At 64.7% G+C, this 13,239-nt stretch carries 13 protein-coding genes; all 13 read left to right on the top strand.

The annotated features are described in order from the left end of the window. The first annotated feature begins 107 nt into the window (after window positions 1-107). The 13 genes from ACCO56_RS20715 to ACCO56_RS20655 all read left to right on the top strand — a co-directional run bounded on the left by ACCO56_RS20715 (window position 108) and on the right by ACCO56_RS20655 (window position 13,220). Window positions 108-746, top strand: coding sequence for a TetR/AcrR family transcriptional regulator (locus tag ACCO56_RS20715; RefSeq protein WP_433642738.1), 639 nt, complete (start codon window positions 108-110; stop codon window positions 744-746). A gap of 61 nt (window positions 747-807) precedes the next feature. Continuing rightward, window positions 808-1,824, top strand: a complete 1,017-nt coding sequence (locus tag ACCO56_RS20710) for a DctP family TRAP transporter solute-binding subunit (protein WP_433642737.1) — start codon at window positions 808-810, stop codon at window positions 1,822-1,824. Window positions 1,825-1,874: 50 nt separating this feature from the next. Further along, window positions 1,875-2,372 carry a TRAP transporter small permease gene (locus ACCO56_RS20705; RefSeq protein WP_433642736.1) on the top strand — a complete coding sequence of 166 codons (498 nt, stop codon included), beginning with the start codon at window positions 1,875-1,877 and terminating at the stop codon, window positions 2,370-2,372. After that, window positions 2,369-3,652, top strand: a complete 1,284-nt coding sequence (locus ACCO56_RS20700; protein ID WP_433642735.1) for a TRAP transporter large permease — start codon at window positions 2,369-2,371, stop codon at window positions 3,650-3,652. Before ACCO56_RS20705 ends, ACCO56_RS20700 begins: the two co-directional genes overlap by 4 nt. A 32-nt stretch (window positions 3,653-3,684) precedes the next feature. Next, entirely contained in the window at window positions 3,685-5,397 is a 1,713-nt protein-coding gene (locus ACCO56_RS20695; protein ID WP_433642734.1) for an AMP-binding protein, read from the top strand. Then, window positions 5,394-6,254: a hypothetical protein gene (locus ACCO56_RS20690; protein ID WP_433642733.1), complete on the top strand. Its 861-nt coding sequence runs from the start codon at window positions 5,394-5,396 to the stop codon at window positions 6,252-6,254. The genes ACCO56_RS20695 and ACCO56_RS20690 overlap by 4 nt, the downstream gene beginning before the upstream one ends. A gap of 1 nt (window position 6,255) precedes the next feature. Next, entirely contained in the window at window positions 6,256-6,585 is a 330-nt protein-coding gene (locus ACCO56_RS20685; RefSeq protein WP_433642732.1) for a carboxymuconolactone decarboxylase family protein, read from the top strand. Between the two features lie 46 nt (window positions 6,586-6,631). After that, the gene (locus ACCO56_RS20680; protein ID WP_433642731.1) at window positions 6,632-7,501 is read left to right on the top strand and encodes an amidohydrolase family protein; all 870 of its coding nucleotides are present in this window, start codon (window positions 6,632-6,634) and stop codon (window positions 7,499-7,501) included. Next, window positions 7,498-9,315: a CoA-transferase gene (locus ACCO56_RS20675; RefSeq protein ID WP_433642730.1), complete on the top strand. Its 1,818-nt coding sequence runs from the start codon at window positions 7,498-7,500 to the stop codon at window positions 9,313-9,315. Before ACCO56_RS20680 ends, ACCO56_RS20675 begins: the two co-directional genes overlap by 4 nt. Further along, window positions 9,312-10,124 (top strand): citryl-CoA lyase, encoded by an 813-nt coding sequence (locus tag ACCO56_RS20670; RefSeq protein ID WP_433642729.1) that lies wholly within the window; start codon window positions 9,312-9,314, stop codon window positions 10,122-10,124. The genes ACCO56_RS20675 and ACCO56_RS20670 overlap by 4 nt, the downstream gene beginning before the upstream one ends. Next, entirely contained in the window at window positions 10,121-11,203 is a 1,083-nt protein-coding gene (gene dctP, locus ACCO56_RS20665) for a TRAP transporter substrate-binding protein DctP (protein WP_433642728.1), read from the top strand. The genes ACCO56_RS20670 and dctP overlap by 4 nt, the downstream gene beginning before the upstream one ends. Before the next feature lie 158 nt (window positions 11,204-11,361). Further along, complete coding sequence (locus tag ACCO56_RS20660) at window positions 11,362-11,883, top strand: TRAP transporter small permease subunit (protein WP_433642727.1); 522 nt, start codon at window positions 11,362-11,364, stop codon at window positions 11,881-11,883. Between the two features lie 11 nt (window positions 11,884-11,894). Beyond that, window positions 11,895-13,220: a TRAP transporter large permease gene (locus tag ACCO56_RS20655; RefSeq protein WP_433642726.1), complete on the top strand. Its 1,326-nt coding sequence runs from the start codon at window positions 11,895-11,897 to the stop codon at window positions 13,218-13,220. The last annotated feature ends 19 nt before the right edge of the window (window positions 13,221-13,239 follow it).

The following is a 13,239-nucleotide window of genomic DNA, read 5'->3' as shown; positions in this document are numbered from 1 at the left end:
CAGCAATCGCGAACGCGGCACCTTTGACTCTGATCACGTGATCAGATAGCCGTCTGATCACGTGATCAGCCCGGAAAGGGGCCGGTCCCTGCCGGGAGGAGCCGACAGTGCAGCGATCGATCGATGCCCAGGTGCAAGATAGCGGACGCGTCAGCGAGACGCGCGAACGGATACTGCAGGCCGCGATCACGGTGTTCCGGCGCAGCGGCTTCCATGGCGCGACGACGCGCGCCATCGCACAGGAATCGGGCGTCACGCAGAGCAACATCTACAATTACGTGCGCACCAAGGACGACATCCTCTACCTCGTCTGCGAGCATCTGGTCGGCCTGTATGTCGAAAGTGTCGAGAAGGTCGTCCGGGAGAGGTCGGATCCCTACGAAAGGGTGATCGGCGCGTTGCGTTCGATCATGGCGATCATGTTCGACCACCGCGACGAGCTCGTCCTGCTCTACAACGAGGTTCATGCGCTCGGGAAAGGCGACCGTAAGCTGGTGCTTAAGGCGGTCGCCCGCTTCATCCGCCAATTCCAGGAGCTTCTGGATGACTATGTGGCGACCGGCCGCCCGCTGCGGCAGCCGAACACGCGCATCGCGGCGAACCTGATTTCCTTTGTGCCGGCTATCGTCGCGCTGAGATGGTGGGACCTGTCCCTTCATTCGAACCGGCAGGAGTCCGAACAGGCGATCTTCGATTTCATCGTGGCCGGTCTCGGCATCCCGGCGCCGGACGGCGCGCGCACCTGATATCCGGAGGCGCCGGAGCGCCCCGCGGCAACGAGCCAGTCAATTTGTGGAGGAAGACGACATGAGTTTTGCGGTGGGAATGACGCGTTTCGCCTTGAGGTGGACGATCGCCGCCGGTGCGATCGCCTTTGCCGTCGGGGCCGTATTCGCGCAGGACGGCGTCCAGGAGCGCAAGCTGCGCTTCGCGATGTCGGTGGGCACCAATTCCCCCTGGACGCAGGCCGCCCAGCGCTTCGCCGATGCTGTGGAGAAGGCGACCGATGGCAAGATCGACGTCACAGTGTTTCCGGATGGCCAGCTTTCCAACGGCAACCAGGTTGCCGAGTTTGAACTGCTGCAGAACGGAACGGTCGATTTCACCTTCCATTCGAGCATCATTCTGAGCACGCTCGATCCGCGCTTCAGCCTGTTCTCGATGCCGTGGATCGCCCCCTCTGACGACCAGCTGTTTGCTTTGATGGACGGTCCGGGGCGTGAGGTGTGGAACGGATTGGAGGAAAAGGGCGTGAAGCCGCTCGGCGGTTTCTCGACCAGCGGCTTCCGGCAGCTCACCAACAACAAGGTTTCGGTCACCAAGCCCGAGGATCTCGCCGGGCTGACGCTGCGCGTGCCCGGCCTCAAGCTCTATCAGGGCATCTTCAAGACCTTCGGCGTGAATCCCGTTCCGACCAGCTTCGGTGAGCTCTACGGCGCGCTCCAGCAGGGCGTGGTCGACGGGCAGGAGAACCCCATCAGCCTGATCTACGTGTCGCGCTTCCACGAAGTGCAGAAGCACATGACGATCTGGAACTATTCGGCCGACTCGATCGGCATCCTGACCAACCAGGCGCTCTGGGAGCAGCTCAGCCCTCAAGAGCAGGAGATCTTCACCACCGCGGCGAAAGAGGCGGCTGCATGGCATCGCGCCGAGCAGACTTCGGCCGACGCCAAGCTGCTCGAGGAAATCTCCAAGACGCTCGAGGTCGTCACGCTGACGCCTGAACAGATCGCGGCCTTCCAAGGGGTGATGGAGCCGATCTACGCGGAATGGGAGCCGGTCATCGGCGCGGACCTGCTCAAGGCCGCTCGCGGCCAGTGAACCCAGCCGAACCGGAGCCGCCTTCCGCGGCTCCGCCAGGGAGCATCAGGATGAATCATATCAGGGACAGCTGGCCGATGCGCCTGCTCGGCACCCTCGAATTCAGGCTGCTCGAACTGTCGCTCGCCGCCCTGCTGGTGATGAATGGCGCCGGCGTCTTCACACGCTACGTGCTCAACAGCGCCGTCGGCGAACTGTTCGAGATCATGATCCTGGTCGCGGTGGCCACCTACTGGCTGGGCGTCGCGACGGCCGAGCGGGTCGGCGGGCATCTCGGCATGGAGCTGTTTGTCGCCATGCTGCCGGCGGGGCCGCGCCGCCTCAGCGAAGTCCTGCGCAAGGTGATCATCCTCGGCTTCCTCGCCGTGGTCATCTACAGCGGAACGCGGCTGTCGATGATGCAATATCGGTTCGGCACGAACTCCGGCATCGTCGACATGCCGCTATGGATATTTTCCGTGTTCGTGCCCTTCGGCAGCGCACTTCTCTTCTGGCGCACCCTGTTCGCATCGTCCTCGACCCAGTCGTTGGAAGTGCATTCGTCATGAGCATGACAGTTCTTCTTCTCCTGCTGCTCGGGGTCTTCATCGCGCTCAATGTTCCGATCGCGATCGCGCTTGGCGCGTCGGCCGTCATCGTCGGTTACCTGATCCAAGGCAACGTCAACTTCGTCGGGTCGGTGCTGTTCTCGTCGCTGCAGAAGATCGAGCTGCTCGCGATCCCGTTCTTCATCCTCGCAGGACATGTGCTCGACCGCTGCGGCATCATGGGGCGGCTGTTCGAACTGGTGGACTCACTCGTCGGCCGTGTGAGAGGCAGCACCAGCATCGTGGCGAGCGCGATGTCCGTGCTCGTTAGCGGTCTCTCGGGTTCGGGTCCCGCCGACACGGCGGCGCTGGGCTCGACGATGGGCGGCGCGATGGAACAGCGCGGCTATTCCAAGCCCTTCACCGCCGCGCTCATCTCGTCGGGCGCGGGCCTCGCCATCGTCGTGCCGCCCAGCATCGCCTTCATCCTCTACGGCGTCGCCGTACCGGGCGTGTCGATCGGCGAGATGTTCGTTGCTGGTATCCTGCCCGGCATCCTCATGGGCATCCTGATCGGTGTCGTCGCCTACTGGATCTCCGTGCGCCGCAAATACGATGCCGCCGGTACGACCTTCTCGAAGAAGCGCGCTCTTCGGGCGCTGAAGAACAGCGTCTGGGGCCTGCTGGCACCGGCCGTAATCGTCGGCGGCATCTATTTCGGCGTCTTCACCCCGACCGAAGCCGCGGGCGTGGCGGTGATCTACGGCCTGTTCGTCGGCCTGTTCGTCTATCGCGAGCTCGATTTCAAATCTCTGGCCATGCTGGCCCGGGCAACCGCGATCGACACCTCGGTGGTGATGCTGATCATCGCCTGCTCGTCGCTGTTTGCCTGGGTCGTGTCCGTCGACGGCGCCATCGTCGCGTGGGTGCGCGAGCTCGCCGAAACGATGAACTCGCAATGGCAGGTGTTCCTGTTCGCGGCCGTCGTGCTGCTGATCGCCGGGCTCTTCATCGACGGCGCGTCGATCTATCTGGTGATCGTGCCGCTGCTGATGCCGGCGGTGCTCTCGCAGGGCATCGACACGGTCTGGTTCGGCATCTTCGCCGCGATCGCCATCGGCATCGGCCAATTCACGCCGCCCGTCGGGGTCAACATCTTCGTGGCCGCACGCGTCCTCGGTGTCCGCTTCGACGAGGTGATCAGGGAAATCCTGCCTTTCCTGCTCATTTCGGTGCTCGGGCTGCTTCTCATCTACCTCTTCCCGGCGGTCTCGACCTGGCTGCCCTCGACGATGCGCTGACAACGACCATGACAAGGACGGAACCGAATCAGATGAAAGACCAGTGGTACATCGACGCGCTGACGACGTGGGCAAGCGTGCTCGACCGCCAGGTGGAGCGCCACGGCGACCGCACGCTGTTCGTCTTCGGCGAGCGGTCGACGACCTATCGGGAGTTCGGCGCGGCAGTCGACCGTTTCGCCAAGGGCCTGATCGACCTTGGCGTCAAGAAAGGCGACGTCGTCTCCATCTGGATGACCAACAGCATCGACTGGGTCGTCTGCCAGTTCGCCGCTTACAAGGCGGGCGCGGTGCTGCTGCCGCTCTACAGCTACTACCGGCAGAGCGAGCTGGAATACGCGCTGAAGCAGGCAGGCGTCTCGACGCTGATCATGGCCGACCGTTTCCTCGGCAAGGTCGATGCGCTCCAGATCGCTTCCGACACGATCCCGGAACTCAGAAGCGCGAGCCGCGACAGCTTTGCCAGCGAGAAGTTCCCCGACCTGAAGCGCGTCATCCTTGTCGGCGAGGGAGAAGAGCTGCCGAGCCGCTACAGCTTCGACGAGGCCGGCGAGCGCGGCGCGGCGAACGTCTCCGACTACCAGCTGCTGCGTAGGCAAAGCGAGGTGACGCCCTTCGACGTGATGAACATCATGTACACGTCGGGCACCACCGGCTTCCCCAAGGGCGGCATGTCGATGCATGTCACCAACCTGACGACCATCGGCCAGTGGTCGCAGCTGGCGGGACTGACGCAGGACGATGTGATCCTGTGCCACGTGCCTCTGTTCACCAATTTCGGCGGTCTCTACGGCGCGCCGCTCGGCATCCGCAACGGCTGCAAGGTGGTCATCACCGAGCAGTTCGACGCCGCGCAGTCGCTGCGGCTGATCGAAGAGCAAAAGGTCACCTACATTCCCGGGACGCCGTCGATGTTCCGGATGATGCTCGACCACGAGGACGTGGCTCGCCGCGACCTCGGCACCGTACGACGGGGCCACGTCGCCGGTGCGCCTCTTACCGACAGCACCATGCGCGATATCCTCGACGTGCTCGGCGCCGACGACATCATGCAGGCCTGGGGCCTGAGCGAATGCGGCGGGCTGTCGACGGTCTCCACCAAACATCACGAACGCGAGAAGCGACTGAAATCGGTCGGCAAACCGCTGCAGAGCGCGGTGGTGCGCATCGTCGATCACGAGACGCGCAAGGAACTCCCGACGGGAAGCCAGGGCGAAATCTGGCTGGGCGACCGCTACCCCGGTTCCTGCGTCGGCAAGGGTTACTTCCGCATGCCGGAGAAGACCGCCGAAATCATCACGCAGGACGGTTGGTTCCGCACCGGAGACGTTGGCTATTTCGACGAGGAAGGCTTCCTCTACATCACCGGCCGAGTCGACGACATGTTCACGGTCGGGGGCTTCAACGTCTATCCTGCCGAGATCGAGAACAAGCTCGAGAAGCTGGAAGGCGTGCGCGAAGCCTTCATCGTGCCGGTCGCCGACCACCGGCTCGGCAGCGTGCCTGCGGCCTGGATATCGCTCGCCGACGGCGCTGCCGTTTCGCCTCAGGCCATCGTCGACTACTGCCGCGGCAACATGGCGTCGCAGAAGGCCCCTCGCCGCGTCTTCTTCTACCAGCCCGGCGACCTGCCGCTGACGCCCGCCGGAAAGCTGAAGAAGAAGGAGCTCACCGCCCGGACGGCGCAGATGGTGCAAGCGGAGCCCGATGTCGGACTGGTCGGTCGGAAGGAGGCGCAGCAATGACGGAATGGCCCCAGCACGTGATGGTCGAGAGTCTGCGCGGCCGCATCGTCGCGATGGATTCGGTCGGCCACGTCGACGGCCGCAACGATGTCAGCGACGTGCTGATCTGCGGCTCGCACGGCGCCCCCTGCGCCACGCAGCTTCTGGTGTGGGCGCGTCCGCGCGGTGTGTTCATCCACGATGCCGAGATCGGGCTGGGCGAGGGCGGGGTGAACGGCCTCAAGCTGCTCGACGCCTACTGGATTCCCGGCTGCGCGGTGGACGGCAACTCGGCGCGCATCTCCGACGGCCGCGACATGTACGAGAACGGCAAGCTTTCCCGTGTCAACCAGGCGGCGGAACTGATGGGCGTCTCGCAAGGCATGAGCGTGCGCGAGGCGGCGCAGATCCTGCTCAGTCGCAACCCGGCGTTCCGCGCCCCGGCCCGACGCCAGATCGTGGTTCACAGCGGCGAGCACGGCTCGGTTTTCGCGCTCGACACGGTCAAATACGCGGATGAGCGGATCGCCGGTGGCGTGCTGTGCATGGGCTCGCACGCCGCGCGCGCGATGGCGGACTATGTCGAGGAGATGACCTACCGACTGGCCGGCGTCATCACCAACGACGCCGGTCCTTCGAAGGACGAATCCGGCATCGCCGGCCTTGCGCAGCTCGACCGCATCGCCATGCCCGCGGCCGCCGTCGCCTGCGCGACCGCCCGCGTGGGCGACGCGCGCAGCACTTATTCCGACGGGCGTATCTCCGCCCTCAACGAGACCGCCGCATCGCTCGGCATCAAGGCCGGCGACACCGCGTCGAGCGCGGCGGCGAAGATGCTGGAACATGCGGCTGCGGCCAGGACAGGCAAAGGAGTGTGAGATGTACGAACGCAAGCACAATTGGCGCGCGGTCATCAAGACCGTCGATCCCGAGCTCGAAAAGCGCATCAGCGACTACACCGGCTATGCGCTGGGCACGGAGTCGGAAATTCCGCGCAAGTACAAGGAGCTGATCCTGATGGCCTGCTCCGCGGCCATTCGCTACGGCTCGTCGGTCCGCACCCATGGCGGCGAGGCGATGTATCACGGCGCCTCCGACAAGGAAGTGGTCGAAGCTCTCGCGCTCGCCTCCCTCACGGCGGGCTTCACAGCCTTCATCGACGGCATCGAGGCACTCGGCGACCAGCTCACGCTGGACGACAAGAAGTAGCGCCGAGACGCAAAACAGACACCGCATTCAGGACAAGTACCGACACATGACCCAGCCGATGGCCATCGATTACTGGACCAACATCTTCACGCCCGACGGGCTGCGCAAGATGTACACCGAGAACGAAGAGCTGGCACCCGTCGTCAAGTGGTGGAGCATGGACGAACGCATCAAGGGCTACGAGCCGGATGCCTTCGTGAAGATGCTCGACGAGTGCCGGATCGAGAAGGTCTACGTCCCCAGCTTCAAGATGCAGAGCTTCAAAAGGCGGGCTCCCATCCTCTCGGTCGACGTCGAGGAAATTCGTGCGCTGATGGCGGCATGCCCCGGCAGGGTCGGCGGCCTTTTCGGCATCGACATCTCGCTGGGCTTCGACGCGGTTCGCCAGCTGGAGGTCGCCGTCCGCGAGTGGGACTTCGAGGGCGCGCACATCCACTGCAACGGCTGGGCGATCCCGCTCAACCATCGCGACCTCTATCCGATCTATGCCAAGTGCGTGGAACTCGACGTTCCGGTCATCGTGCAGAGCGGCCACTCTGCCGAGAAGATGCCGTCGGAGATGACGCGGCCGATCTACCTCGACGACGTCGCCCTCTACTTTCCCGATCTGCGCATCGTCGCCTCGCATACCGGATGGCCATGGGCGCAGGAGCTGATCGCGCTCGCCTGGAAACATCCGAACCTGTTCATCGGCTGCGGCGCGCACGCTCCCAAATATTGGGATCCCGCCCTGGTGCAGTTCCTCAACAGCCGCGGCAAGGGCAAGGTCCTCTGGGGCACCGACTATCCCGTCGTTCGCCATCAGGACAGCCTCGAGCAGGTCGCTGCCATCGATCTCAAGCCCGAGAGCCGGGCGCTGCTGATGCGCGGCGCTGCGGAGAAGGTCTTCAAGTCGCTCGCAAAGGGCGGAGCATGAGCGCCCCCCGGCCCATGGATCGCGCGGCGCTGAGGGCACTGTTCGCCACACCGGCGGACGGCCGCTTCGGCAGCGCGAAGGTGATGCCGCTGGACGAGGCGATCCGCGCCCATGTGCAGCCCGGCATGACGCTTCATTTCGCCTACTCGGAAGGCCGTCCGATGGCGGCGAGCAACGCGCTGGTGCGGGTGTTCGCGGGACAGGAACCGGGATTCACCGTGATCAGCGCGGGCCTCGTTTCCAACCAGGCGGCGCTCGTGACCGAGAAGATCGTGCGCAAGCTGATCGTCTCCTTCGTCGGCGACAACTATCCGACACCCGGCCCGAACCGCCAGTTCCAGGCGGCGATCGACAGCGGCGCGGTCGAGATCGAGAACCATTCGCTGCTCGTCATCTCGCAGCGGCTCGCCGCCGGCGCCTACGGTTTCCCGTTCGCGCCGACACGCTCCTGGGGCGCGAGTTCGATGGCGCAAAATGCGAGCTATACCGCAATCGAGGACCCGTTTGGCAGCGGCGAGACGATCGGCGTCGTCAGCCCGCTGATCCCCGACATCACCTTCGTGCACGGGCTTGCGGCGGACACCGAAGGCAATATCATCCTGTCACCGCCGTTCGGCGAGGGCGACATCTCCGCCTTCGCGGCGAGTAAGGGCATCGTCGCCACCGTCGAGCGGATCGTGTCCCCAAACTTCATCAGGCGGCACTCGCATCTGGTCAAGATCCCCGCCTACCGGGTGCTCTCCGTCTCGGAGGCGCCTTTCGGCTGCCACCCTTACGCGATCTACAGCCCGGCCGGCCTCGACGTGCCAGCCTATGTCGAGGACTTCCAGGCCTTCGCGGAAATCCGCGCGGCGTCGCGGAAACCCGAACTCTACGACGCATGGGTCAAGGAATGGATCCTCGGCGTGGAAAGCCACGATGCGTATGTTGCCAAGCTGGGGACCGCTCGGCTCGACGCGTTGCGCGGCCGGGCGCCGGCGGACGCCTGGCTCGACGACATTTCGCCAGCTAAGCTGGCGCATCTGGCATCGCTCGAAGGGTATGACAACCGCGAACTGATGGTCGTGGCGGCCGCACGCGCCGTCGAGGCCAAGGTGCGCGACGAGGGCCGCATGATCGTCGAGGCCGGCGTCGGCCTCGCCAACCTCGCGGCATGGCTAGCGGTGACCAAGCTGCAGAACGAGGACGGCATCCCGGCTGAACTGGTCGCCGAGATCGGTCTTTACGGGTACCTGCCCAAGGCGGGCGAGGCGTTCATCTTCTCCAACCGCAACCTGCCGACCTGCAAGAGCATGACCGGCGTGGAAGCGGTGCTCGGCCTCTATGTCGCGGGCCGCCACAACAACTGCATCGCGATCATCGGCGCTGGGCAGATCGATGCCTCGGGCAACATCAACTCGACCCAGACGGGCGATGGCCGGTTTCTGCTCGGCTCGGGCGGCGCCAACGACATCACGTCGGGAGCCGCCGACACGATCGCGGTGACGCAGCAGTCGCGCGGGCGGCTGGTCGAGACGCTGCCCTACATCACCAGCCCGGGGCATCGCGTCTCCACGCTGGTGACCGATCTCGGCGTCTACGAGAAAGAGAACGGCCGCTTCGTCCTGACCCAGTACTACCCGGTCGACGGGCAGTCGAAGGACGAGACGCTGGCCCATATCCGCGCGCAATGCGGCTGGGAGCTGGAGATCAGCGCCCGGCTGAAGGCGGCCGAGCCGCCGCGCGCGGAAGACCTTCTGCGGCTGCGTCTCTACGACATCCGAAACGATTTCCTCGACTACAGCGTCGAACGTTCAGGGGAGGCCGGCCGATGAGCGCGGACAAAACCGATCGCCGCATCAAGACCAGCATGGGCACGCTGACGGCCGAGACGATCACTGTGAGGGGCCACAACCTCGTCGACGATCTGATGGGCCGGGTCGATGCGGCATCGCTGTTCTTCCTCGAGGTGACCGGCCGGCTGCCGAGCGACACCGAGAACGCGCTGCTCAACGCCATGATCGTCTCCATCGCCGAGCACGGCATGATGCCAAGCGTCATTGCCGCGCGGCTGACGATCATGGGCGCGCCGGAATCGTTCCAGGGCGCGGTGGCAAGCGGCCTACTCGGCGCGGGCGACGTCTTCGTCGGCCCGACGAGCAACGTCGCGCGCCTGCTCCAGGTCGAGGCCGCCGCCCTCGACGGCAGCGACGAGGAGAAGGCCGAGCAGATCGTCGACCTCTATCAACGCGAGGGCCGCCGCATTCCCGGCCTCGGCCATCCGCACCATCCCATCGATCCGCGGTCGGAAAAGCTGCTCGCCATGCAGCGCGAGCTTGGTGCTCCGCGGGCCTACACCGACCTGATGCTCGCTGTGCACAAGGCGGCATGCGCGCGGCGCGGCAAGCACCTGACCTTCAACGCGGTGGCAGCCGTGGGCGCGATCGCCTCCGACATCGGCCTCGACTGGCGAGCGGTGCGCGGCATCGGTCTCGTCGCCCGCACCATCGGCCTCATCGGCCACGTGTTCGAGGAGCTGAACCAGCCTTCGGCACAGACGATCTGGAACCTCGTCGAGGACCATTCCGACTACTTCGATCCATCGGAAGCGGGCGTGCCCGCTTCACCCCAAGGGAGGAAATGATGACAGCATTGATCCGATTGACCGCCAGGCTGCTGGCCGTGACCGCGACGGTTCTGGCCGGCGCCGCGGCAGCTTGGACGGCCGACTACAATCTGCAGTTCGCCAGCTATATCGGCCAGAATGCCGCGCAGAGCCGCGCGCAGGAATGGTGGGCGAGCGAAATCGAGAAGCGCACCGGCGGCCGCGTCGACATCGAATTCTCCTACCAGGGCTCGCTGCTGCCGGCGACGGACATCCTCCAGGGCGTCTCCGACGGCCGGGCCAGCCTCGGCTACGTCGCCAACGCCTACCATCCTGCCGAGCTGCCGCTGTCGAGCATCGTGGGCGTGCCGTTCATGACCTCGAACGCTGAAGCGCAGATGCGCACCTTCAGCGAGCTCTACGAACGCAACGAGGCGTTCCGCAACGAGTGGGAGAGCCAGGGCGTCCACGTGCTGTTCTTCAACCCGCTGTCGGAGAACATCGTCGGCATGCGCGCCGACAACGCCACGCTCGAAGGCATGAAGGGCAAGTCGATCCGCGGTCTGGGCTATGTCAACCAGGTGCTGCAGGCGATCGGCGCGAACCCCGTTGCGATCACCTCCGCCGAAATCTACGAGGCGCTGCTACGCGGCACGCTCGACGGCTATTCGGGCTTCGCCTTCGAGGTGGTCACAGCCCTGAAGCTGCACGAGGTGGCGCCCTATACGTTCGCGACCGGCACCGGCAACTACGTCTTCGCCGCCACGCCGATCACCAAGTCGCTGTGGGACGAGATGCCCGACGACATCAAGAGCGTCATCAACGAGGTCAGCGCCGAGTACACCTCGAAGGTGATCGAGATCCTGACCGAAACCGAGGACGAGGTTTGCCGCACGATCAAGGATTCGGGCGGTTCGGTCTCGGTTCTTTCCGACGAGGAAATCGAGACGATCAAGGCCGCCGTCGGCACCTCGATCGAGGAGCAGTGGGTGTCCGAGGCGTCCGGCCGCGGCGCGCCCGCCGCCGAGTTCCTCGACGATTACAAAGCGACGCTCGCCAAGTATGAGGCCAAGGCGACCTACGTCTCCGGCGTCAAGCGGTGCGCCGAGGCCGGCTGACAGGAAGCCCTGAAGCGTGTCCCGATGTTCCAGATCCGCTCTGCACACTTCAGGCTCTTGATTTATGCAGGTCCTTATCCCGAAACCGCCGCCCAATTCCGGGAGACATGCGCCATGAGCGGGGTGATTCCACTCCACTCCACTCCGAATGGAGCCCCATGAGAAAAGCAATTGACACTATTTCCGCAATGCTGGCCGTGCTCGCCGCCGCCTGCGTGATGGCGATGATGCTGCTGACCTGTCTCGATACCAGCATGAGATGGTTCACCGGCCGGTCCGTGGCCGGCGCGCAGGAAATCATAGAACAGCTCATGGTGGCCATTGTCTTCCTCGGCATGGCCTATGCGCTGAGGCGCGGCGACCACGTCGCCGTCAAGATCGTCACCGATGCCCTGCCCGTGCGGTTGGCGGCGATACTTCGCCTCGTCGGCATGGCGGTGATGGTCTTCGTCCTCGCCTGGATGGCCTGGCGCACCGGCACGCATGCCTGGCGGTCCTTCCTTTCCGGCGAGGTCAGATTCGGACTGCTCCAGGTGCCTGTCTGGCCGGCACGCGTCGCCATCCCGCTCGGTCTGGGAGCCATGATCCTGCAGGCATTGCCGGGCATGTACGACCAGTTGCACATGCTGCGCACCGGCAGGGACGATTCCGAACCCACTCCCGAAACCCACGCATTCTGAGCGAACCCACGATGGACGTTTCCCTGATCATTTTCATCGTGTTCGTGGCACTGATCGTGCTGCTGCTCATCGAGGTGCCGGTGGCCTTCGCGCTGGCCGGGAGCGGCACGCTCGGCCTGGTGCTTCTGCGCGGACCGTCGGTGGCGGGCGCCACGCTCGGCAGCGTGCCTTTCAATTCGTCCGCTTCGTTCACGCTGATCGTCGTGCCGATGTTCATCCTGATGGGCATCTTCGCCATGCACGGGAGGATCGCCGACGATCTGTTCCGACTGACCAACCGGCTGATGCGCGGCGTGCGCGGCGGCGTCGCCATCGCGACGGTCGTGACCTGCGCCGGTTTCTCCGCGGTCTGCGGATCGAGTGTGGCGACGGCGGCGACCGTCGGACGGCTGACGATCGCGGAGATGACGCGCTACGGGTTCAACCCGGCATTCGCGGCCGCCATCGTGGCTTCGGCGGGAACGCTGGGCGTTCTCATCCCGCCCAGCATCGCCCTCGTCCTGTTCGGAGTCATCACCAACGAGTCGATCGGCAAGCTGCTGATCGCCGGTATCGTGCCGGGCATCCTGTCCGCGTTGGTGATGGGTGCCGGCATCCTCGTGTTCGCCCGACTGGGCATCGGGTTCGACCGCAGCATTCCCGAGATCGTCGATCGGGACGACGGGCCCGAAGCCGGGCACTATGGCGGCGTCTTCAAGCTGCTGATCCTGTTTGTCATCATCATCGGCGGCATCTATTCCGGTCTCATTACCGCGACGGAAGCGGCAGCGATCGGCGCGCTCGCGGCGCTTATCATCATGGTCGCCTCGGCGGTCCGGAACGGCAAGGGAGTGATGCGCGAGCTGTTCGACGCGCTGCGCGACAGCGCGTCGATCACCAGCATGGTCTTCGCCATCATGATCGGCGCCGCCATCTTCTCGTTCTTCATCGTTTCGGCGGGAATACCGTCGGCGTTCGCCGGCTGGGTGATCGGCTTCGATCTGCCGCCCGGCCTGCTCGTGCTGCTGCTGCTCATGACGCTGATCCCGCTCGGCATGTTTCTCGACGGCGTGTCGATCCTGCTGATCACGGTGCCGCTCTTCTACCCGGTTGTGGTCACGGAGCTCGGCTATGACGGTCTCTGGTACGCCATCCTTACCGTGAAGATGATCGAGCTGGGCCTCATCACCCCGCCGGTCGGCGTCAACGCCTTCATCGTGGCAAACATGGTCAAGGGCGCCGAGCTCGACAAGGTGTTCCGAAACTTGGGGGTGTTCATCCTGCTGGACCTGATCATCTTCATGATCCTGTTCGCCTTCCCGATCCTAACAACCTGGCTGCCGGCCAGCGTCAACTGAAGCGGAGATTCGCACATGA

Origin of the sequence: Mesorhizobium sp. 1B3, assembly GCF_050958605.1 — a bacterium.
In the GTDB taxonomy this organism is placed as follows: Bacteria; Pseudomonadota; Alphaproteobacteria; order Rhizobiales; family Rhizobiaceae.
Note: the sequence above shows the minus strand (reverse complement) of the source record. Positions and strands in the feature narration are given on the sequence as shown.

Coding starts and splice junctions, on each gene's coding strand:
- ACCO56_RS20710 (WP_433642737.1), top strand. CDS start 808: ATGAGTTTTGCGGTGGGAATGACGCGTTTCGCCTTGAGGTGGACGATC.
- ACCO56_RS20705 (WP_433642736.1), top strand. CDS start 1,875: ATGAATCATATCAGGGACAGCTGGCCGATGCGCCTGCTCGGCACCCTC.
- ACCO56_RS20700 (WP_433642735.1), top strand. CDS start 2,369: ATGAGCATGACAGTTCTTCTTCTCCTGCTGCTCGGGGTCTTCATCGCG.
- ACCO56_RS20695 (WP_433642734.1), top strand. CDS start 3,685: ATGAAAGACCAGTGGTACATCGACGCGCTGACGACGTGGGCAAGCGTG.
- ACCO56_RS20690 (WP_433642733.1), top strand. CDS start 5,394: ATGACGGAATGGCCCCAGCACGTGATGGTCGAGAGTCTGCGCGGCCGC.
- ACCO56_RS20685 (WP_433642732.1), top strand. CDS start 6,256: ATGTACGAACGCAAGCACAATTGGCGCGCGGTCATCAAGACCGTCGAT.
- ACCO56_RS20680 (WP_433642731.1), top strand. CDS start 6,632: ATGACCCAGCCGATGGCCATCGATTACTGGACCAACATCTTCACGCCC.
- ACCO56_RS20675 (WP_433642730.1), top strand. CDS start 7,498: ATGAGCGCCCCCCGGCCCATGGATCGCGCGGCGCTGAGGGCACTGTTC.
- ACCO56_RS20670 (WP_433642729.1), top strand. CDS start 9,312: ATGAGCGCGGACAAAACCGATCGCCGCATCAAGACCAGCATGGGCACG.
- dctP (WP_433642728.1), top strand. CDS start 10,121: ATGATGACAGCATTGATCCGATTGACCGCCAGGCTGCTGGCCGTGACC.
- ACCO56_RS20660 (WP_433642727.1), top strand. CDS start 11,362: ATGAGAAAAGCAATTGACACTATTTCCGCAATGCTGGCCGTGCTCGCC.
- ACCO56_RS20655 (WP_433642726.1), top strand. CDS start 11,895: ATGGACGTTTCCCTGATCATTTTCATCGTGTTCGTGGCACTGATCGTG.